The organism is Chitinolyticbacter albus (assembly GCF_024437655.1).
Lineage (GTDB): Bacteria > Pseudomonadota > Gammaproteobacteria > Burkholderiales > Chitinibacteraceae > Chitinolyticbacter > Chitinolyticbacter albus.
In genome coordinates this window covers 58188-79163 of the sequence record NZ_JANBVF010000021.1, presented here as the reverse complement: position 1 = coordinate 79163, position 20976 = coordinate 58188, and the positions used below count along the sequence as shown (strand labels likewise).

Annotated in this window: 17 protein-coding genes; 9 read left to right on the top strand and 8 right to left on the bottom strand. The window is 64.4% G+C overall.

Annotation, left to right across the window (positions count from 1 at the left end; genetic code table 11):
• Positions 1 to 95: 95 nt before the first annotated feature.
• The 8 genes from NLI84_RS13425 to NLI84_RS13390 all read right to left on the bottom strand — a co-directional run bounded on the left by NLI84_RS13425 (position 96) and on the right by NLI84_RS13390 (position 8688).
• Complete coding sequence (locus NLI84_RS13425) at positions 96 to 1370, bottom strand: L-cysteine desulfidase family protein (protein ID WP_255990990.1); 1275 nt, start codon at positions 1368 to 1370, stop codon at positions 96 to 98.
• On the bottom strand, positions 1367 to 2005 hold the full coding sequence (locus NLI84_RS13420) for a helix-turn-helix transcriptional regulator (RefSeq protein WP_255990989.1): 639 nt from the start codon (positions 2003 to 2005) through the stop codon (positions 1367 to 1369). The genes NLI84_RS13425 and NLI84_RS13420 overlap by 4 nt, the downstream gene beginning before the upstream one ends.
• Positions 2006 to 2506: 501 nt before the next feature.
• Positions 2507 to 4252 carry a glycoside hydrolase family 19 protein gene (locus tag NLI84_RS13415; protein WP_255990988.1) on the bottom strand — a complete coding sequence of 582 codons (1746 nt, stop codon included), beginning with the start codon at positions 4250 to 4252 and terminating at the stop codon, positions 2507 to 2509.
• A gap of 319 nt (positions 4253 to 4571) precedes the next feature.
• Positions 4572 to 5882, bottom strand: a complete 1311-nt coding sequence (gene aroA / locus NLI84_RS13410) for a 3-phosphoshikimate 1-carboxyvinyltransferase (protein ID WP_255990987.1) — start codon at positions 5880 to 5882, stop codon at positions 4572 to 4574.
• 161 nt (positions 5883 to 6043) lie between these two features.
• Positions 6044 to 7060 (bottom strand): lipopolysaccharide heptosyltransferase II, encoded by a 1017-nt coding sequence (waaF, locus tag NLI84_RS13405; protein ID WP_255990986.1) that lies wholly within the window; start codon positions 7058 to 7060, stop codon positions 6044 to 6046.
• Positions 7057 to 7419, bottom strand: a complete 363-nt coding sequence (locus NLI84_RS13400) for a cupin domain-containing protein (protein WP_255990985.1) — start codon at positions 7417 to 7419, stop codon at positions 7057 to 7059. The genes waaF and NLI84_RS13400 overlap by 4 nt, the downstream gene beginning before the upstream one ends.
• Before the next feature lie 64 nt (positions 7420 to 7483).
• A complete protein-coding gene (locus NLI84_RS13395) occupies positions 7484 to 7684 on the bottom strand; it encodes a zinc-finger domain-containing protein (protein ID WP_255990984.1) in 201 nt (66 codons plus the stop codon).
• 83 nt (positions 7685 to 7767) lie between these two features.
• Positions 7768 to 8688, bottom strand: a complete 921-nt coding sequence (locus NLI84_RS13390; protein ID WP_255990983.1) for a branched-chain amino acid transaminase — start codon at positions 8686 to 8688, stop codon at positions 7768 to 7770.
• A 251-nt stretch (positions 8689 to 8939) separates the two neighbouring features.
• Between NLI84_RS13390 and NLI84_RS13385 the strand changes: the two genes are divergently transcribed.
• The 9 genes from NLI84_RS13385 to NLI84_RS13345 all read left to right on the top strand — a co-directional run bounded on the left by NLI84_RS13385 (position 8940) and on the right by NLI84_RS13345 (position 20970).
• Complete coding sequence (locus NLI84_RS13385; RefSeq protein ID WP_255990982.1) at positions 8940 to 10214, top strand: sigma-54 interaction domain-containing protein; 1275 nt, start codon at positions 8940 to 8942, stop codon at positions 10212 to 10214.
• Between the two features lie 243 nt (positions 10215 to 10457).
• Complete coding sequence (locus NLI84_RS13380) at positions 10458 to 11435, top strand: sigma-54 interaction domain-containing protein (protein WP_255990981.1); 978 nt, start codon at positions 10458 to 10460, stop codon at positions 11433 to 11435.
• Positions 11436 to 11665: 230 nt separating this feature from the next.
• Positions 11666 to 11902, top strand: coding sequence for a hypothetical protein (locus tag NLI84_RS13375; protein ID WP_255990980.1), 237 nt, complete (start codon positions 11666 to 11668; stop codon positions 11900 to 11902).
• Positions 11903 to 12293: 391 nt separating this feature from the next.
• A complete protein-coding gene (tssC, locus tag NLI84_RS13370; protein WP_255990979.1) occupies positions 12294 to 14312 on the top strand; it encodes a type VI secretion system contractile sheath large subunit in 2019 nt (672 codons plus the stop codon).
• Between the two features lie 9 nt (positions 14313 to 14321).
• Entirely contained in the window at positions 14322 to 14906 is a 585-nt protein-coding gene (locus NLI84_RS13365; protein ID WP_255990977.1) for an Hcp family type VI secretion system effector, read from the top strand.
• Positions 14907 to 14956: 50 nt separating this feature from the next.
• Positions 14957 to 15340: a type VI secretion system baseplate subunit TssE gene (gene tssE / locus NLI84_RS13360; RefSeq protein ID WP_255990976.1), complete on the top strand. Its 384-nt coding sequence runs from the start codon at positions 14957 to 14959 to the stop codon at positions 15338 to 15340.
• A 13-nt stretch (positions 15341 to 15353) separates the two neighbouring features.
• On the top strand, positions 15354 to 17183 hold the full coding sequence (gene tssF / locus NLI84_RS13355; protein WP_255990975.1) for a type VI secretion system baseplate subunit TssF: 1830 nt from the start codon (positions 15354 to 15356) through the stop codon (positions 17181 to 17183).
• Positions 17147 to 18253 carry a type VI secretion system baseplate subunit TssG gene (gene tssG / locus NLI84_RS13350; RefSeq protein WP_255990974.1) on the top strand — a complete coding sequence of 369 codons (1107 nt, stop codon included), beginning with the start codon at positions 17147 to 17149 and terminating at the stop codon, positions 18251 to 18253. Before tssF ends, tssG begins: the two co-directional genes overlap by 37 nt.
• Positions 18250 to 20970, top strand: a complete 2721-nt coding sequence (locus NLI84_RS13345) for a contractile injection system protein, VgrG/Pvc8 family (protein WP_255990973.1) — start codon at positions 18250 to 18252, stop codon at positions 20968 to 20970. The genes tssG and NLI84_RS13345 overlap by 4 nt, the downstream gene beginning before the upstream one ends.
• Positions 20971 to 20976: the final 6 nt, after the last annotated feature.

Below are 20976 nucleotides of genomic sequence, written 5' to 3'. Positions count from 1 at the left end.
GTACTCCTTCCGATCTGGGTAATAACAAGTTGAAAAACTTGGTCGATCAATCATTTCTGTGTTGCCTCTCGGGGCGCCTCGATGTCCGGGTAGCCCTAGCCGCTCTTGCTGCGCATGATGCGGATGATTTCGACGTCGGTCGCACCCATGCCGTCGCGCGCGAGGCGGCCAAGATTGGCGATGGTCTCGTCGGCGTTTTCGCAGACGATGCCCTCACTCGCCGGAATCGAATGACCGCTGGTTGCCATCAGTGCGGCCTTGACCGCTGCCGAAGCCGACGTCGAGACCTTCATCGAACAGGCGCTGCCCGCGCCGTCGCAGATGATCCCGGCGACGTCGCCTATCATGTTGTTCACGCATTGACCGATCTGCTTGAGATCGCCCCCGAGCAGCCAGGTCACCGCGGCGCCTGCGCCCATCGCCGCCGTGCTCGCCGCGCATAGCGCCGAAAGCTTGTGTTGCATCGACTTGATGTAAATGGCGATCAGGTGGCTCATCGCCAGCGCGCGCGTCAGTTGCTCGGAGCTGGCGTTGAGAAAGCGCGCGGCCGCGACGACGGGCATCGTCGCTGCGATGCCCTGGTTGCCCGAGCCAGAATTGGACATCGCCGGCAGCATCGCGCCGTCCATGCGCGCATCGGACGCGGCGGACGACAAGCGCATCGCCAGCGTCATCAAGTCGTCGGACAACAGTTTTTTCTTGACCTGCTCGGCGAGCATCTTGCCGATCGCAAGGCCGTAGCCGTTCATCCCCTCGTCGGCGAGCGCGCTGTTCATCGTTGCCGCGTCGTGGATGAAGGCGATCTGCTCGAGATCGACCTGCTCGGCAAATCCGACGATGGTCGCGAGCGACAGATCCGGTTTGGCGGTACTCGCTGAGCCAGTGGTTACGCTGGCATTGCCGGCGATCGTTACGCCGTTTTTCTCGATCAGCGCGATGCGCGTGTGGTCGGTGCAAATGACGACGCGCGCCGTCTCGTTCCGGCTGGTGACTATCACCTCGGCGTACAGCGCATCGGGGACGTCGGCGACGTCGACGCTGACCCGTTCGAGCAGTGCCTTGGCTGCCTCGACGCTGGCCGGCGTCAGTTGCTTGAGCACTTCGAGCCCGGCGTCGGCATCGCCGGCGATCCATCCGGCCGCGGCGGCGATGGCCAGGCCACGCATCCCGGTTCCCGGCACGACGACGCCCATGCCGTTCTTGAACAGATTGCCGCTGACGCGCACCGCGAGGCGATCGACTTCTTCAGCTGCGAGCAGCGCGCGGCAGCGTGCGGCTGCGAGTGCAACGGAGATCGGCTCGGTACAGCCCAGCGCCGGGACGACTTCGCGGCGCAGCGTCGCGATCATGGCGGTCCAGTCGGGTTTCACGGTCTAGTCTCCCGGGATACTAGGCGCGCCTTGCAGCGGCGCAGGTGCAGATAAACGGTGTGGCGCGAAATGGCGAGCTTGCGCGCGACAATTTGTGCGGCGTCCTTGATCGCGAAAATGCCGGCGTCGAACAGGCGCTCGACGATCAGCCCGTTGCGTGCCGGTGCCGGCGGGTTTTCGCGGTCGACTTCAGCGATGGCGCCGGCGATCAGTTCGTCGACCGAGATGACGAAGCGCTCGCCGTCTTCGTCGCCGCGTTGTGGCGTAAAGGCGGCGGCCAGCTCGGCGAGCGTCATGTCCATGCTCAGGTTGACGCACAACATGCCGACGACGCGGCCATCGCCGTCGCGCACCGGTGTCGACAGCGACTTAATCGATGCACCGGCGCGGTTGCGGCTGAAGTAGCAGCGCCAGGGCTCGCTCGTGCTCATCATTTCGAGCGCGACGTCGGTTGCCGGCATGCCGGGCGTGCGCCCGGTCAAATGACCGTTTGCGATCCTGACGATTGATGTGTCGGGCGTCGCGAGCGAATGCAGCACAACCTCGCAGCGGGGCCCCAACAGCGCGGCGATGCCATCGACGAGCGGCGCGAAGGCGGCTAGTTGTGCTGATTCGATCGGAGAGACGGTGGTCATTGCGCTCAACCCTGGTTGATTGCCATGCAGTGCGATCAACGGTATTTGAGTTGGCGGGCTCTGGTTCTGACTTTAATCAATTTTTTAATTAATTTTTTAATCAAATTGGTTTGAGCTGAGTGGGCGGACGCTCACTTCTTGTTGACAGCGCGCGCTGGCGCGGATTTCGCTGTGGTACGCAGTGCTCATCGAGAAGGGCGCCTGTTGCTCGATGAAGAACGTCGCTGCTGCATAACTTGTTCCATTGCGTGGCAAGGCCCCTGCCGAGAGCTGTGGCAACGCCTATGACTCGGCATTGCGAATACCGGTACGCGAGTGGCGCCGATATGGAAAAACGCGCCACGGCGCTGAGTCGGTATTTCAGTGCTTGCGAAAAATGGGCACTGAAGTGTGTTCTGCACGGTTCCTGGTCCGGCGCCCTCAGCGCAATGCAATCAAGCAAAAAGCCCGGTTTCCCGGGCTTTTTGCTTGGGTTGGCGGGGGAGCGATCCCCGCCTCGGTTTACTTCAGTTTCACGCTCCACTTGTCCTCGACGCACTTCACGTACTGGCCTTCGATCAGCGCGTTGTACGGGGTCTGGTAGCTGACGAGCTGGCACTTGTTCTCGCCGCCCATCTTCCAGTCCTGTTCCCAGTAGATGTTGAACGCGGCCGACGAGCCGCCGTCGAAGCGGCCCATACCGGCGCACTTCATCGACTCCTTGCTGATGTCCCAGCCCAGATCACGCGAGAACTCGGTGTAGTAATTGATCCGGTTCTGCGCCGCGGGCTTGGTCGGGGAGTCCTGGCACTCGGCGTTGATGATCTGGATGGTGGTCGGGAAATCGTTGCCCAGCTGGCGCGACTTGTCGAACTCGTTCGGTACCCAGGTGCCGTCGATCACGTGCAGCATCGAAGGCTTGGGCGGTTGCGGGTAGATGAAGAAGAACACCGCGGAAGCGAGGTTCAGCCACGTATCGGCCACCAGCTCCGGGTTGTTCAACAGCTTGAACTGATCGCCGTCGAACATCGCTTGCGAGAACGGGCCGTAGTTGTAGTTGTACGACAGCTGCTTGGCGCCGCGACCGAAGTAGCCCTTGAACTGGCCGTTGGCGAGCTTGCCGCAAGTCCAGATCTTGTTGAACACCGGGTCGTTGCACTCGGCGTTGTAGCCCGACATGGTCTCGGTCCAGCCCATTTCACGCACATGCACCAGGGCCTGACGCCACTCGGGGATACCGAACTGCTCAAGGCTGTGGCCACCGGTTTCCTGGGCGAAGTGGGCGAACATCGCGGCGAGCGAGCGGCGGCAGATCTCGTCGCTGTTGCGCCCGTCGGTATAGCTGTCGCAGAAGCCGGGGAACTTGGCCACGCCTTGCAGGAAGCCCTGGTAGGTGTAGGCCGGGTTGCGCACCTGGAAGTAGTAATCGAACTTCTGTTGCGACACCAGCGCCTCGACCCGCTTCACGTTGTCCGGATTGGTCGCCTTGCCCGGCGCCACCGCTTCGACCTGCGCGTTCGGCAGCGTGCGTACCGAGTACTTCACCTTGCGGAAGATATCGGTGTTGGTGAGCTGAGCGGCATAGGCTTCGGCCTCCACCTTGGTCGGGATACCGCCGGCCGGAGTCGGCACTACCGGCGTTGGTGTGACCGGTGTCGGGGATACGGTCGGCGTCGGCGTAACCGGAGTCGGGCTGACGGTGGGGCGCGGTGTCACGGTGGGGGTGACGGTCGGCGTCGGCTGGGTGTTGCCATCGTTGCAGGCGCCAGTATCTGTCCACAGCGTGCCGCTGGCGGCCGGGTTCCAGTTGGCGCCGACGTAGGCCACGTGGGTGACCAGCGCGCGGTAGTTGCGGCCCTTGTAGGTGACATTGCTGCCGGTGGCGTAGGTGCTGCCTTCCGCCCATGCGGCGTAGCAGCCGCTCGGAGCCGGGGTGACCGGTGCCGGGGTCACGGGGGTCGGCGTGGCGGGCCTCGGTGTCACGGTCGGTGTCACGACCACCGGGGTCGGTGTGGCGCTGGGGGTCGGCGTTGCCGGCACCGGTGTGGTAGGGGCGGGAGTCGGCGTGCTGCCGGCGACCAGCTGCCACGGGCCCCACTGGTCGGCGCCTGGCACGTTGTTCTGGGTCCACCACTTGGCGCGCCAGGTCTGGCCCTGGTAGGTGACTTCCTGCCCGTTGGTATAGACGGCCTGACTGCTCCATTCCGCTGCGTGTGCGACGCCGATGGCGGCGATCGCCACGATGAGTGCGTGACGTGATCCGAACATGAATCCTCCATCCTGTTGTGTACGACTGTTGTGCTGCGGATGGTATCAGCATGTGGTGAAAGATAAAACCAACTGGATTGCTTAAAAGTGATTAAAAATCAGCTGTGTATTATCAATTTCTGATGCGTTGAAGTGGGTGTTTTCCCGTAATGGTATGGTCGTCCATTTGGGTATGCCGTTGAAATTCCACGGTTTGGCTAGCCGATCGCAGGAAGTGGTTTCTAGCGAGTGAACCCTGGCAAGTTGTAAGTGAACAATAAAAAACGCGCACCGGTGTGGTGCGCGTCAGACAGGTGGATCGCTTCGACCGCGTGACGGCTTAGCGTGCGATGCGGGCGAGTTCGTCGAAATAGGTGGGGAAGGTCTTCGCGGTGCATCCCGGATCGAGGATGCGCACCGGCACGGCAAGCGACACCAGCGAGAAGCACATGGCGATGCGGTGATCGTCGTAGGTGGCGATGGCGGCATCGGGCGTCAGCTCGGCTGGCGGGGTGACCACCAGGTAATCCTGGCCTTCCTCGACGGTGGCGCCCACCTTGCGCAGCTCGGCGGCCATGGCGGCGATGCGGTCGGTTTCCTTGACGCGCCAGCTCTCGATATTGGAGAGCCGCGTGGTGCCTTCGGCGAACAGCGCGGCCACCGCGATGGTCATCGCGGCATCGGGGATATGGTTGAAATCCATGTCGATGGCGCGCAGCTTGCCCGAGGCAGGGCGGCTGGCCGAGATCCAGTTGTCGCCACGCTCGATCACTGCCCCCATCGCTTCCAGCGCCTCGGCGAAACGCACATCGCCCTGGATGCTCTGCTTGCCCACGCCGGTAACGATCACTGGCGCGTCGGCGCTGGCGGCGATGGCGCCGGCGGCAAGGAAGTAGGACGCCGACGACGCATCGCCTTCGACGAAAATCTCACCCGGGCTGCGGTAGGTCTGACCGCCGGGGATGAAGAACTCGGCCCAGTCGTTGCCGTTCACGCTGCGGCGCTCGACGACGATGCCGAAGCGCTTGAGCAGGTTGAGCGTGATCTCGATATAGGGCTTGGAGATCAGTTCGCCGACCACCGCGATGGTGATGTCGCGTTGGGTGAGCGGCAGCGCCATCAACAGGCCCGTGAGGAACTGGCTGGATACATTGCCTTTTACTGCCACGCGGTCACCGCTGATGGTGCCGGGCCGAATCTGCAGCGGGGGGTAGCCCTCGGCGCCGAGATATTCGATCTGCGCGCCAGCCTGGCGCAACGCGTCGACCAGATCGCCGATCGGGCGCTCGTGCATGCGCGGCACGCCTGAGAGGTGGTAGCTGCCACCGGCCAGCGCCAGCGCTGCGGTCAGTGGGCGGAAGGCCGTGCCGGCATTGCCTAGGAACAGCGAGGCATCCTTCACCGGGAAGTCACCGCCGCAGCCGGTCACGCGGAAATCGCGGCTGTCGCCAACCTGTTCCCAGCGCACGCCCAGGGTGGCCAGCGCTTCGAGCATGCGCTGCGTGTCGTCCGAAGCAAGCAGGCCCTTGACCAGCGTCTCGCCCTGGCACAGCGCGGCCAAGAGCAGGGTGCGGTTGGAAATGCTCTTTGAGCCGGGCAGGTTGACGGTGCCGGCAACGCGGGCAATCGGGGAGAGGTCGAGGTGTTCCATGGCGCAAGGGTTGGGCTGAGGGAAGTCCACAATCATACCGCGCGGTGGCCCGCGAGCACGAGCGCGAGCATGTGCAACGGACGGTGGCAGGCGGCTGAACGCGCTCGGGGCTACTTGCGCCTTGGCGACATTGCAGCGCTAGCGCTGACGCCGCCGCCGGTTCAGTGCGGTGGCGGGTCCAGTGCCTGCAAGGCTGCATCCACCCGTTCCGGCCCCAGCTCGTTCAGACACTTCATGTGCCCGAGCGGACAGGTGCGCTCAAAACAGGGGCTACATTCGACATTGAGCGAGACAATGCGTGCCGTCGGCGACAAGGGCGGCGTGAACACCGGCGAGCTCGAGCCATACACGGCGACCAGCGGCCGACCCAACGCGGCCGCCACGTGCATCAGCCCCGAATCGTTGCAGACCACGGCGGCAGCGAGCGACATCAGATCGATCGCCTGCGCCAGGCTGGTCTGGCCGGCGAGGTCGATCACGCCGGGCGCCTGGGCGACGATGTCGTTGCATATCTCGGCATCCTTGTTTGAGCCGAACAGCCAAACCTGCCATCCGCGCGCCAGGTAAGTGCGTGCCAGTGCCGCCGCATGCCGAGCCGGCCAGCGCTTGGCCGGGCCGTATTCGGCGCCGGGGCAAAGCGCGAGGATGGGGAGATCGGTATTCAGCTGCAGTGCGGTGAGGGCCGCAGTGCTCGCTGCGGCATCGACCACCAGCCGCGGATCGGCGATGGGGCGAGCGAGCACTGTACTCTTGGGCTCGGCCAGTGCGACGAAGCGCTCGACCATGCGCGGCAGCGCGGCTTTGTCGAGCTTGCGCCAGTCGTTGAGCAGGCCATAGCGCGACTCACCGAGCCAGCCGGTGCGCTGCGGAATGCCGGCAAGCCAGGGCACCAGCGCACTCTTGATCGAATTGGGCAGCAGAATGGCCTGATCGTAATCGCGCCGCGCCAGCTGTCGAGCGAGCTGCCAGCGTTTTTGCAGCGCGAGTTCGCCGTGGGCGAACGGCGCATCGATGGCCTCGCGGATTTCAGGCATGCGCGCGTGCAAGGGGCGGGTCCAGGCTGGGGCGAGCACATCAATGGCTACGCCAGGGTGGCGCTCGGCCAGTCGGGCGTAAAGCGGTTGCGCCATCACCGCGTCGCCGACCCAGGCCGGCGCAACGATAAGAATCTGCTTCATGCGGACAAGACCTCCGGCAGCGGCGCCGGTTCACGATCGCCGTGCGACGGCGGTTCGGAGATCACCAGGAAATGGGCGTCGTCGGCGCTGCGATTGAGCACCTGGTGCGCGATCCCCGCCGGAACATGCAGGCCTTGCTCGGGCGCCAGCGTGTGCATCGCGCCGTCAAGCGCTATGGTCAACGTGCCGGCCAACACCTGAAAGAACTGCTGCGCGCGCTCGTGACGATGACGTATTTCGGCCGTGCCCGGCGGCATGCGCTCGCGAATGACGGACAGCGTGGGGCTCGCCAGCAGATGCCAGCCATCGCAGCCATCACCCCAGCGATAGTGCTGGGCATGTTCGAGATTGACGATCACGGGGAATCCTCGCGCAAAAAAACAAAGCGGCGCCAGGCGCCGCTTGCGGTCTCGGTGACGGTGCTCAGTGGCCCTTGACCACTTCGCCGGCACGGAGCCGGTAACGGGTGCCACAATAGGGGCATTGTGCGGCGCCGGTCTTGGCCACGTCGATAAAGACGCGCGGGTGGCTGTTCCAGGCCAGGTGCTGCGGCATGGGGCAGTGCAACGGCAGATCGGCCGCGCCGACTTCGATTTCGCTTTGGGTGTTTTCTTGCAGTGCCATGATCGTGCTTCCGTAGGGCGCGGGTTGGAGCCCGCGTCGATTCGCTCGCGGGCGGAGCCTAGGCGCCACCCGCGCTACGTGGTTCAGACCAGCGTCAGCCAGTCCAGATGCTTTTCGTCGCGGCCCTGGACCGCGTCGAAATAGCGTTGTTGCAGGCGGGCCGTGACCGGGCCGCGACTACCCTGGCCGATGGCGCGGTTGTCGAGCTCGCGGATCGGCGTGACTTCGGCGGCTGTGCCGGTGAAGAACGCCTCGTCGGCGGTGTAGATCTCGTCGCGGGTGATGCGCTTTTCCACCACCTCGATGCCTTCCTCGCGAGCGAGCTGAAGCACCGTGTTGCGGGTGATGCCATCCAGGCAGGAGGCGACGTCCGGCGTGTAGAGCACGCCCTTCTTCACCACGAACAGGTTCTCGCCGGCGCCTTCGGAAGCGTAGCCTTCGGTATCGAGTACCAGCGCCTCGTCGTAGCCGTCGGCTGCCGCTTCCTGGTGGGCCAGGATGGAGTTGATGTAGTAGCCACAAGCTTTGGCGCGCACCATCGAGACGTTTACGTGGTGGCGGGTGAAGCTGGAAGTCTTCACGCGGATGCCGCGCTCCAGGCCATCGGCGCCCAGATAAGCGCCCCACGGCCAGGCCGCGACGATGGTATGGATGGTGTTGTCCTTGGCGGCGATGCCCAGCTTCTCGCTACCGATGAACGACAGCGGGCGCAGGTAGCAGGACTTGAGCTTGTTCTCGCGCACCACGGTCTTCTGCGCTTCGTTCAGCTCCTCGGCCGAGTAGCCGATCTTCATCTGGAAAATCTTGGCGGAGTTCAGCAGGCGCTCGGTATGGTCCTGCAGGCGGAAGATGGCCGTGCCGCGCGGAGTTTCGTACGCGCGCACGCCTTCGAACACGCCCATGCCGTAGTGAAGGGTATGCGTGAGCACGTGCGTGGTCGCATCGCGCCATGGAACCAGTTTGCCGTCATACCAGATGACGCCGTCGCGATCAGCCAACGACATAGCTCTCTCCTGCCTGTGAATTCGGGGATAGATAAAGGCGGGAATTGTAGCGGAATTCGCGCCCCGGCGGCGTAGCCGGGCTGCCCGGATGCCGCGGGGCCGTGATGCGGCTCACCGCCGGTCCGCTGTTCCGGATGGGGGGACCGGTTTTGCTTGCAGCAACCCAGTGTCCTACCTAACTTGGGGTTCGATATGCGCTGACTGTGTTTCTATTTTTTATGTCAGCGTTCTTGAGCGTGAGCGAGGCGGCAATGCCCCTAGCCGATGTGATACTGGTCAGTGATGGTGTTCCACTCGGGCTGCTTGACGGCGCCGAGCCCGAGGCCAGGCTGTGCATCGTCGCGCCTTCCCGCATCGCCAGCCTCGCCGAAGTGGGCCTCAAGCCGCGGCTGATCCTGGTGCTGCTCACCGAGGACGATCCGCCCTGTCCGCGCATGCGCCAGCTGCTGACCCGGCTATGGCCGATGGCGCCGGTGTTGGCGGTGAGCGAAGCGCGCCGACCGCCTGCCGATGCGGCGATGGCAGCAGGTTTTGGCGGCGTGCTCGACGCGATCAGTAGCCGGCGCCTGATTGCTGCGCTCGGTTTGCCACCGGTAGAGCGACGCACGACCAGCGCTACCGATCTGCCGGCCATGGTGGGGCAATCGAGCGCCATGCGCAGCGTCTGGGGGCGGCTGGAGCGCTACGCCGCAGGCGATGCCAACCTGTTGATCACGGGAGAGACGGGCACTGGCAAGGATCTGGTGGCGCGGCACGCGCATGCGCTCAGCCGCCGACGCACCCAGCCTTTCGTCGCGCTCAACTGCGCCGCGCTGCCAGACAATCTGATCGAAAGCGAGTTGTTCGGTTACGAGAAGGGCGCGTTCACCGGCGCTCAGCAGGCGTACAAGGGCAAGATTCGCCTCGCCGACGGCGGCACGCTGTTCCTCGATGAAATCGGCGACATGCCGCTCGGAGTGCAGGCGCGCATCCTGCGCGTGATCGAGAACCGCGAGGTGTTCGGGCTCGGGGCCAACCGGGCCGTCAATGTCGATATCCGGCTGATCGCCGCGACCAACCAGGCGCTGGAGCGCAGGGTGGCGTGCGGTGGTTTTCGCGAAGACCTGTTTTATCGGCTCAATGTGGCGCGGCTGACGCTGCCGCCGCTGCGCGAGCGCCGCGACGACCTCAACGCGCTGATCGCCCATTTCCTGCTGAGCCGGCCCGGAACGACGCTCGCACCGGCGGCAAGACAGCGGTTATTGCGGCACGACTGGCCCGGCAACGTGCGCGAGCTGAAAAACGCGCTGGAGGTGGCGCTGATCAACGTGCGGCGTGGGCGGGTCGAGCTCGCTGATCTGCCGGATTACCTGCAGGCCGCGGATGCCAAGTGCGATCTGGACGACAGGCAGCAGCTGATTGCCGCATTGCAGGCTTGTGCCGGCAACAAGAGCGAGGCGGCGGTTAGGCTCCACTGCTCGCGCATGACGCTCTACCGTAAGCTTGCCAAGTATGGCCTCGACGAAGAGAGCGTTCACGGTCGCTGACAACAACGCCTCACCCCGAACTCGCCGAAGTGCAGTGTGTGTCGGTTTACGACCGACTGGCGGCTGTTTCGCGGCTTTTGTTGGAGAAGTCTGTCAAGAAAAGTTAGAAATCCGACTGATAAGCAATTGATACCATGCTGATTCTTGACACGATTAGGTCACTGGCATAAAGACCATTGTATTAATTCTGGCCGGGTTTGCGCCTCACGGATGTGCCCGGCTTTTTGGTCTGTTGGGGGTGCAATGGAACAGTTGTCTCGATTCAATCTCATCGGTGCGTCGCTGCAATTCAAGCAGGTGCTGCGCCAGATCGAGAAAATGGCGGGTGTCGATGTCCCGGTGCTGATACTGGGCGAGACCGGCACCGGCAAGGAGCTCGCAGCGCGCGCGCTGCATTACCAGAGCAGCCGGGCCGATCGGCCCTTCGTGCCGGTGAACTGTGGGGCGCTGGCGGAGAGCCTGGTTGAAAGCGAGCTGTTTGGCCACGAGCGCGGCGCCTTCACCGATGCCAAGGTGGCGGCCACCGGGCTGGTGGCCGAGGCGGACGGCGGTACGCTGTTCCTTGATGAAGTGGACGCGCTCAGCCTCAAGGCGCAGGCCGCGTTGTTGCGATTCTTGCAGGATGGCAGCTACCGCCGCGTCGGCGGCAGCCAGGAGCGCCGCGCCAATGTGCGCTTGATCGTCGCCAGCAATGCCGAGCTCGATCAACTGGTGCTGAACCGGCGATTTCGCGGTGATCTGTGGTACCGGGTCAATGTGCTTACGCTGGCGCTGCCGCCGCTGCGCGAGCGCGAGGGCGACGCGGTGGAGCTCGCCCACGTTTTCTTGCGCCGCTATGCCCACCAGTACCGCAGCAATGGGCGGCAATTCCATCCGGAAGCGCTCGATTTCATTGCGCGGCACGATTGGCCGGGCAATATCCGCGAGCTGGAGAACCAGGTGCATCGCGCTTTTCTGATGAGCGAGGACGGCTATCTTCGGCTGGGCGCGCATCAGGATGCGCCGCCGCCACAGGCTTGCTCTGTACCTTACAAGACGGCCAAAGCGCGGGCCATTGCAGAGTTCGAGCAGCGCTATGTTGCCGGCTTGCTCAGCCGCACCGGGGGCAATATCACGCAGGCCGCGAGGCTTGCTGGACAGGATCGCAGCGCGTTCGGCAAGCTCGTGCGCAAACTCGATCTGCAAGGCGCGCCGACGCTCAATCTTGCCGACAAAACCTGACCATTTTCTTTCTCTATTTGTTATAGTCTGGCGCGGGAACACCGTAGTTTCCCGGATGGCGCCATGCTGTGCAGTGGTGCAAGCTAAGAGCCTGCTTACTCTCTTTTCGTCACAGCGAACCCTTGGGGCAGACGCCGCCGTGAAAAGATCGTAAACAGGCTCCAAGTATGCATGTCACGTCTGCGTTTGCGCATGCATCCGCGCTCGACACACCCATGACGAGAAGGCTGATGGACGCTGATTCCCTGATCGACTACGCGGCAACGGCAATAAGCGACTATCTGCGCCAGCGGCCGGCCAGCGCCGATACGCTGGAGGGCATCCATGCCTGGTGGATAGACTGGGGCGGCGCGCCTGAAGCGGTGTCGGTGACGCAGGCGGCGCTGGAGCGGCTGGAGGCCAATGGCGTGGTCGAGCGCCGCTATATCGGCAACCGTGAACTCTGGCGCGCCTGTACCCGGCATTAGCCCTTCCTCCCGCATGACCCCCGCAACCGGCGCCAGCCGGTTTTTTTGTGCCCATGCGGGACGATTCCGTCCCGGGCCGGGTGTAGATGTTCCCGCGCCCTGAAAAGCCGGCCACCCCCGTCTTTCCTCAGTTCGTCACCGCAGACCCGTGCGCGTCCGCTGGGGGAAAACTCACCTCACGGTATCGTGATGCGCGCTCAAGGCCAGTCAAATCAAGGGCTTGGCCTGGTCGCCATGCCTGGCACGACTCTTGTTCATTACGCCGCACTGGCGATCCCGGAGCTCGACTGGAGCGGTAAGCACGGGCGGGGGCAGCGGCACGGGACAGTGTGAGCACGCTCCGTCGAGATCGTCGTACACGTAAATCTCCTTGAACTGAGTGAGGTCGAAGATGGGTGAAAGCATACAAAAGCGTCTGTTGCGGGTGCGCCCGCCGCGGGTGCGCATCACGTACGACGTGGAAACCGGCGGGGCGATCGAGAAGCGCGAGCTGCCCTTTATTGTCGGCATCTTTGCCGACCTGTCGGCCGATCGTGCCGACCCGGCCGCTTTTGCGCCGCTGAAGGAGCGCAAGCTGGTCGATATCGATCGTGACAACTTCAACGATGTGCTCAAGACCGCCGCACCGCGCGTCAAGCTCGCCGGCGTGCCCAATCTGTTGCCGGGCGGCTCGGGCGATCTGACCGGTGCCGTCGTGTTCGAGAGCCTGGACGACTTCGAGCCGCTGGCCGTGGTCAAGGCGGTGCCGCCGCTCAATGAGCTCTACACCGCGCGTACCGAGATCCGCATGGTGCAGGCGCGCTCCGAAACCGACGACAGGCTGGCCTTCCTGCTCGACAGCGTGGCCTCGCCCACCGAGGGCGGCCCGCTGCGTGATGCGCTGATCAAGACCTACGCGCCCGCTGGCGGAGCGGATGCCTGGAAGCAGGCCACGGTGACCCCATCGCTGGCAAGCGATGCCCAGATCGATGCCAAGCTGCTCTCGGTCTGGGTCAACGACCAGTCCACGCCGGAAGAAACGGCTGCGGCCAACGGGCTGATCGGGCGTTTCGTCGCCGAAGTGGTGGTGCCACTGGCCGACAAGCTCAAGGCCGAGCCGGAATTCCAGGTGACCAAGGGCGCCACCGCGCTGATCGATGTCCGCGTGGCTGAGATCGACGAGGCGCTGTCGGTGCAGCTGTCGGCCATCATGCACGCACCGGGTTTCCAGGCGGTCGAAGCCACCTGGCGCGGCGTGTTCTATCTCGTGGCGCGCACCGAAACCGGCCCCATGCTCAAGTTGCGCGTGTTCAACGCCACCAAGGACGAGCTGCTCAAGGACATGGAGAAGGCGGTCGAATTCGACCAGAGCACCATCTTCAAGCTGATCTACGAAGCCGAATACGGCACCTACGGTGGCGCACCGTACAGCCTCTTGATCGGCGGCTACGAATTCGGCGGCGGCGCGCAGGACATCGAGTTTCTGAAGAAGATCACCGAAGTGGCGGCCGCGGCACATGCGCCCTTCATCACCGCGGCAGGCCCGGCGCTGTTCGGCCTCGACAGCTTCGAGAAGCTGGCCAAGCCGCGTGATCTGGCGAAGATCTTCGAGGGTGCCGACCTGCAGCGCTGGCAGGAATTCCGCCAGATGGAGGATTCGCGCTATGTGACGTTGGTGCTGCCGCATGTGCTGATGCGCCTGCCCTATGGCGAGAAGACGCTGCCGGCCGAAGGCATCAATTTCAAAGAGGATGTCGCCGGCAACGACAATGGCAAGTTCCTGTGGGGCAATGCCGCGTACGTGTTGGCCGAGCGCATCACCAGCGCCTTTGCCGTCTACAGCTGGACTGCGGCGATCCGTGGCGTCGAGGGCGGCGGCCTCGTCGAAGGCCTGCCGCAATACGTGTACGACACCGATGCAGGCACGCGCGAGCTGTTCTGCCCGACCGAGGTCTCGATCACCGATCGGCGCGAGAAGGAGATCAACGACCTGGGCTTTATCGCGCTGTGCCACTGCAAGGGTGCCGGCAGGGCGGCCTTCTTCGGCGGCCAGACGACCAACCTGCCCAAGAAGTATGTGTCGGACGATGCCAACGCCAACGCGCGCATCTCGGCGATGCTGCCCTACATCCTCGCCGCCAGCCGCTTCGCGCATTACATCAAGGTGATCATGCGCGACAAGATCGGCACCTTCCTCACCCGCGGCAATGTCGAGGCCTTCCTCAACACCTGGATCGCGCAGTACGTGCTGCTCGACGACAGCGCTACCCAGGACGTGAAGGCCGCGTATCCGCTGCGCGAGGCCGGCATCGTCGTCACGGACGTGCCGGGCGAGCCGGGTGCCTACAAGGCCACCGTCTTCATCAAGCCGCACTTCCAGCTCGAAGAGCTCACCACCTCGATTCGCCTGGTCGCGAATCTGCCCAAGTAAGGAGCAATCATGGACTTGATACTTTTGCAGCCGGGCGATTCCGACATCTTCGGCGGCGAGAACAGCTGGGCCAACGGCGGCAGCCTGATCGACAACTTCGAGGACGTGTGGAAGGACTTCAAGCCGCCGTCGAAGAACATGGGCCAGTGCCTGGAGCTCGTTTCGGTGCACCAGGGCATGAAGCAGCAGATCACCACCGACGTCAGCAATTCCGCACGAACGTCTGGCCGGCCGATCATCACCGAGTTCACCTGCGTGAAATACGTCGACAAGACCTCGGTGAAGTTCTTCGAGTATTGCCTCAGGGCGCAGCCGCTCGATACCGATCCTTCCAAGCCAACCAAGATCTACATCGCGCGCAACTCGGGCGACAAGACCGCGAACATCCTGACCATGTCGCTGCGCAACGCGCTGATCAGCGAGATCCAGTTCCAGTCGCACCCGGACGACATGCCGACCGAGCAGTTCAAGCTGTCTTTCACCGAGATCCTCTGGACCTACACGGTGCAGAAGGCCGATACGACCACCGCAGGCAATCTGTCGGCCGGCTGGTCGATTGCCCGCAACCGCCCCATCGGCCAGTTCACCGACTGATGGGCAGCCCGGGGCGGCGCAAGCCGCCCCGGCACGCTGGAGGACACCGCATGCGATTCCTGTTCGAGCGACTGGCCGGGCAACCGGCCCTGCCGACTGGGGGCGAGGAGCCGTTCGACCTTGCCGCCGCCGTGGCGGCGCAAATCCAGCGCCTGGTGGCCACGCGTGCCTGGGCGGCGGGCGAGGAGGCCAGCCTCCTCGAATGCGGCCTGCCCGACGCGGTCGAGATCGGCATGCACAACAAGGTCGAACTGGAGCGCTACTGCGGGCGACTGGCCCGTCTGATCGCCCGGCATGAACCGCGCCTTGAAGGGGTGGACGTGGACGTGGTGCCGGTCAAGGGCCAGTCCAGCCCCTGGCAGCTGGTGGTGAGCGCGCAGCTGGTCGATAGCGGCCAGTCCCACCTGTTCCATTTCAACCTGCCGCAACACTGAGACAGACCCGGTTATGAACCACGACGGCACCCGGCTCAAGGATTACTTCCTGCGCGAACTGCACGCGTTGCGCGACGACGCGGCCGAGTTCGCCCAGGGCTATCCGCAGGCCGCGCAGGCGCTGATGCTGAGCCGTGGCCCGAGCAAGGATCCGCACGTTGAACTCTTGATGCAATCGTTTGCCTTCTTGTCGGGCCGGCTGCATTACCAGATGGAAGTGGGGCAGGCCACGCTGCCCAACACGCTGCTGCATTTCCTCTACCCGCACCTGGAAGCACCCGTGCCGTCGATGCTGGTGGGCGAGATCGAGGTCATGGCCGACGGCGCCGATTTCGCCAAGCCCGTGGCGCTGGCTGGTGGCCGCTCGCTCTACGCCAACGCCAGCAATGATCTGGGCCAGAAACTGGCGTGTCGTTTCCGTAGTTGCGGCGCGACGCCGCTTACGCCGCTCAAGGTCACCGAGGTCAAGCCGACGCCGACCGACGAGTTCGATTTCCTCAAGCACCAGGGCAACACCCGCAGCGTGCTCAGGGTCAAGCTCGAGCACCTGGGCACCGAGCGCATGCAGGATCTGGCGCTCGGGAGCCTGCGCTTTTACATCAATACCGAATCGAAGAACGCCTGGCGGCTGTATGACGCGCTGGCGGTCAACCTCGTCGGCATCACCGTGCGGGTGCGCGATGCCGAAGGGCGGGAGAGCCTACAACACCTGAGGGCCGACGCACTCGCCTGGGATGGCTTTAACGCCGGCGACGCCATGCTGCTGGCCAATCCGCACACCCATCCGGGCTACCGCCTGTTGCAGGAATATTTCGCCTTTCCTGAGAAATTCCTGTTCTTCACGCTGTCCGGTCTCGATTTTGCCGGCGCCGACGAGAGCGCCGAGCTGCTATTCCAGTTCGACAGCCCGCCCAACAAGGCGATCAGTTTCGAGTCTGACGTGCTCAAGCTCAACTGCGTGCCCTTGATCAATCTGTTCAGCCAGCGGGTCGACCCGCTGCCGCTCGACCAGACGCAGTATGAATACCACCTGCGCGCCGACATCCAGTACCACCGCCATACCGAGATCTATGCGATCGAGGAGCTGGTCTCGATCCGGCCCAATGCCAGCCCGCGCCCGATCGCGCCGTACTTCGCGATGGATGAGGCGCAGAAGCTGGAGCAGCAGGACTACTTCTATGTGGCGCGGCGCGAACCGAGCCAGCTGGCGCAGGTGCCGGGCACCGAGATCTTCATTTCCTTCCTCGACACCCAATTCGACGTCGAGGTGCCGGCCGATGAGGTGATCGGCGGGCGTGCACTGTGCACCAACCGCCGCCTGCCCGAGCAACTGCGCGTCGGCGATCCGCTGCAGCTCGAGGGCGCGGGGCCGGTGTCGGCGATCCGCATCATCAGCAAGCCCACGCCGCACCAGACGCCGGCGCTGATCGGCAGCCGGCCGTGGGCGCTGGCGTCGCAGCTCGCGCTCAACCACCTGTCGTTGGCCGAGGGGCCGCTGGCGCTGTCGGCGCTCAAGGACATGCTGTCGCTGCACGTGGGGCCCATGAGCATCCAGGGCCTCAAGCAGATCGACGGCATACGCAGCATTCATTGCCGGCCGGTGGTGCGCCACGTCGGGCGCGAGGGCTGGCGCGGTTTTGCCCAGGGCGTGCATCTGGATCTCGATCTGGATCGCAGCCACTTCGAGGACGCGAGTGCCGTGTTGTTCGCCGACGTGCTGCGCCGCTTCTTCGCGCTCTACGCCACCGTGAACACGCTGGTCGAGCTCGACCTTTCCACGCATGACGTCAAAGGGACGCTGAAATCATGGCCGCCGCTGATAGGCGCACAGCCCGTCCTTTAAGGGCGACGCTGGCCGAGGAGTTCGGCCGGTTCAACATCTTCCAGCTGGTGCGCCTGCTGCGCTGGCAGCCGCGCGCGCGCGGCGCAAACGGGCAGTTGCAGCCGCTCAAGCCCTGGGGCATCGACGAGCGCTTGCGCTTTCGCGGCGAGCTCTCCGCAGCGTTTCCCGGACGCGAAGTCACGCGGCTGTCGCGGCGGCGCCCGCGCCGCAGCGCAAGCACGCAGGAGCCCCTGGCACCCGACCTGATCGAGCTCACCACGCCCAATTACTGCGTGGCCGGCGAGCTCGGGCCCTTGCCCGAACCGTATACCGAATGGGTGCGCGACGAAATGCGCGCCGGCGAGCCGGCGATGGCGGCTTTTCTCGATGTGTTCAACCACCGCAGCAATGCGCTGCGCCACCAGATCAAGGCGCGGCAGGAAGTGGGCCTCAACCACCTGGCGCCAGCGCAAACGCGTTACGCGCAGTACCTCGGCGCGCTGATGGGCGTGGGCCTGCCCGAGCTCGCCGCGCAGATCCCGCTGCCCGAGCGTGCCTGGCTGGGACTCGCGGGCCTCTTGGCCAATTGCCGCAAGAGTGCCACCACGGTCGAGCATGTGCTGTCGCGCTATCTGGGCGTGCCGGTCGCACTGACCCAGCTGGTCGGCGCGTGGCGCAACATCGAACCCGGCGATCGCCAGCTGCTCGGGCGGCATGGCAACCGGCTGGGCCGTGATTGCCTGGTGGGCGGGCGCTACTGGGATCAGCAGGCCAGGGTGCGCCTCACGGTGGCGACGCTCGATTACGCGCGCTTTCGCGCCTTGCTGCCGCTGCTGCGGCAGGAGAACGGCTACGCCGCCTTCGTGGCGCTGGTGCACCTGCTGCTCGATCGCCGGGTCGACGTGGAAGTGGTGCTGCGGCTCGATACGCCCAGCGCGCCGCGCGCCACGCTGAACCGCGAGGACGGCGGCAGCGCGATGCGGCTGTCGCAAACCGCCTGGCTCAGCTCGCACCAGCCGGGGGCCGACGAGGCCGCGCGCAGCGTGCAGTTCTTGATCCCGGCCTACGCGCCGACAGGAGGTACGCGATGAATGATCGCGTGGTGCCGGGCATCGCCGAGCGGATCGGCGGCATGAAGGTCAGTCCGTCCGATCCGCAGGGGCTGTACCTGCATGCGGCGCTGTTCCTGCCCGGGCGCATCGTCTCGGACGAAACCTTCCGCCTGGCGAGCTTCTCGGGGCAGGAGAGCGTTTCCGAGCCGTTCGAGTTCCAGCTGGAGCTGCACGCCAACACCGAAGCGACGACGCAGCAGCCGATGCGCTTCACCGACCTGATCGGCCGGCCGGTCACTGTTGGCATCCAGTATCCGGGTGTGGCCGGGAAAATCACACCACCGGACGATTTTGCCAACGCGGTGAACGCTCGCAACAGCAATCGCGGCAATGTGGCGTACTTCAACGGCATCGTCACCGCGTTCGCGATGGAAGACCAGGGCGTGTACCGCGCGACGATGAAGCCGGCGCTCTACAAGCTCACGCTGACCAACCGCTACCAGATCTACGCACACAAGAGCGTGCGCGAGGTGGTCGAGGAACTGATGCGCCGCCACCGGGTGGCGTACTCGGTCGAGGCGATCAAGGGCCAGGATGCCTCGGGTCGCGAAAACCTGGCCGAATGCCGGGTGCAGGACTGGATGCAGGCGGGCGAGAGCGATTACGAATTGCTGCGCCGACTGATGGGCAAGGCCCACATCTACTACTACATGCGACACGATCCGACCGGCCATACCGTGGTGTTCGCCAACCGGCCCGATTATCCACAGGTGTACGCCGATCGCCGCGCGCTGCGCTATACCGCCTCGCTCACCGACGAGCTGGGCCAGCACCAGCCCGATACCGTCGTGCAGTACAACTACCAGATGTCGCTGCAGGCCAGCGGCGTGACCGGCAGTGCGGTACGGCAGGAAGCGGCGTGGGAGCGCGATGCCGTCGCCGTGCCTACCGATTACCACTACCAGCCGCTGGCCGACAGTGGCGAGCTGCCGTTCCACCAGTACAAGATCTACCAGTACGGCTACAGCAGCAACGAGCTGCAGGAGTACGCCGAGAACACGCAGCTGGCGCTGGAAACCGCCACGAGCCAACTCTCGGGCGGCAGCACCTGCGCCTTCTTCCACGTCGGCCACCAGTTCGCACTGAGCAACCAGCCCTGGGGGCCGGATGCCAACCCCGACCCGGTGCGCCCGTCCTTGTCCGGCCAATCCTTCGTGCTGACGTCGGTCAAGCACGAGGCCAGCCTTGATGGCAGCTACACCAACCAGTTCCAGGCTTGCGCCGCCGCCGGGCTGATCACGCCGTTCTCGCTCGCAGATACGCAGCAGGGCGCGGTGCTGGCGGTGGTGGTGCCGCCTCCACCGCCGCCCGACTGGCGTTATTACGACAAGAACGTCTACAACCCGCAGAACGCGCAGCTGCTCGATACGCGGGGGGACCAGAGCAAGCTCGACGCCAAGGGCATCTACGTGCGCTTCACCACCGAAGAGAACGCGCCGACGGTGTGGGTGAAGCTGGCGTCACACATGCAGACGGTGCCCGAGTATGGCGTGACGGTGACGGTGAGCCGGGCGCAGGACGAATCCGAGCTGCCCGAGGTGCAGAGCATCGTCCAGAGCAACGGCACTAAGGTGATCATGCCGTCGACCTGGACCGCCAGCAGCCACACCGGCAACAGCTATTCCACCAGCTACGGCGACGGCAAGCGCATCAGCTACGGCATCAATTCCAAGTACGACCTGCCGGCAGCGATCAATATCGTCACCGCCGCGTATGAGCGCGGCGTGTTCAAGGACGCTGGCTATTCGCAGGGCGCCGGCTACAGCTACAGCACCTCCGAGACCCGCGAGACCGGCATCCTCTCCGAGAGCTGGAGCTACGGCTGCGGCTACAGCAACAGCTGGGCCAAGGAAAACAAGAGCTTTTCGGCGACCGGGCGTACCTACAGCGAAAGCATACGCGGCAAGAGCGATCCCGCACTGCAATCGTCCGAGTCGTCCTACCCGGATGCTGCGGGCGCGGTCGAGGCCAGCATCGGCAAGACCTACGGCAACACCTACAGCAACAGCACGATGTACGGCAATGCCAAGTCGCAGAACCAGATGTTCGGCAACTCCGACAGCCTGTCGCTCACCGTCGGCAATCGCAGCAGCGCCGAGCTGCACGTGGGTAACGCGATCAACGCCGCCATCATGACTGGCATCAACAGCAGCAACACGCTGCACAACATCGACCAGTCGCTGTCGGTGCAGGCGATGGATGCGCGCATCAGCGCCGTCGGCATCACCACCAGCGTCGGCATGACCGGTATGGCCAACCGTACCGACATCACCGGCATGAGCACCAGCGACAGCGTCACCGGCATGAACATCGGCAGCTCGATGGTCGGGATGAGCCAGAGCACCAATGTCGTCGGCATGAGCATGGGCACCGACGTGACCGGCATGGCAATGAGCCAGTCGCTGACCGGCATGCGCATGTCCAACTCGACCACCGGCATGGTGCTGGACAACAGCACGCTGGGCATGAGCCTCTCGTCCAGCGTGACCGGCATGACCATTTCGGACAGCACGGTGGGCCTGTCGCTGCAGACGAGCACGGCGGGCATCAGCACCACGATCAACAATTCCGGCATCTCGAACAGCTTCGAATTCACTGGCGGCGGCATCCAGTACAGCAACCGGCCGGCCAAGCCCGAGATGGAAACCAAAAGCGTGACCATCAACATCATGGTCGGCGTGAAGATCTATCTGTGAGGCGCC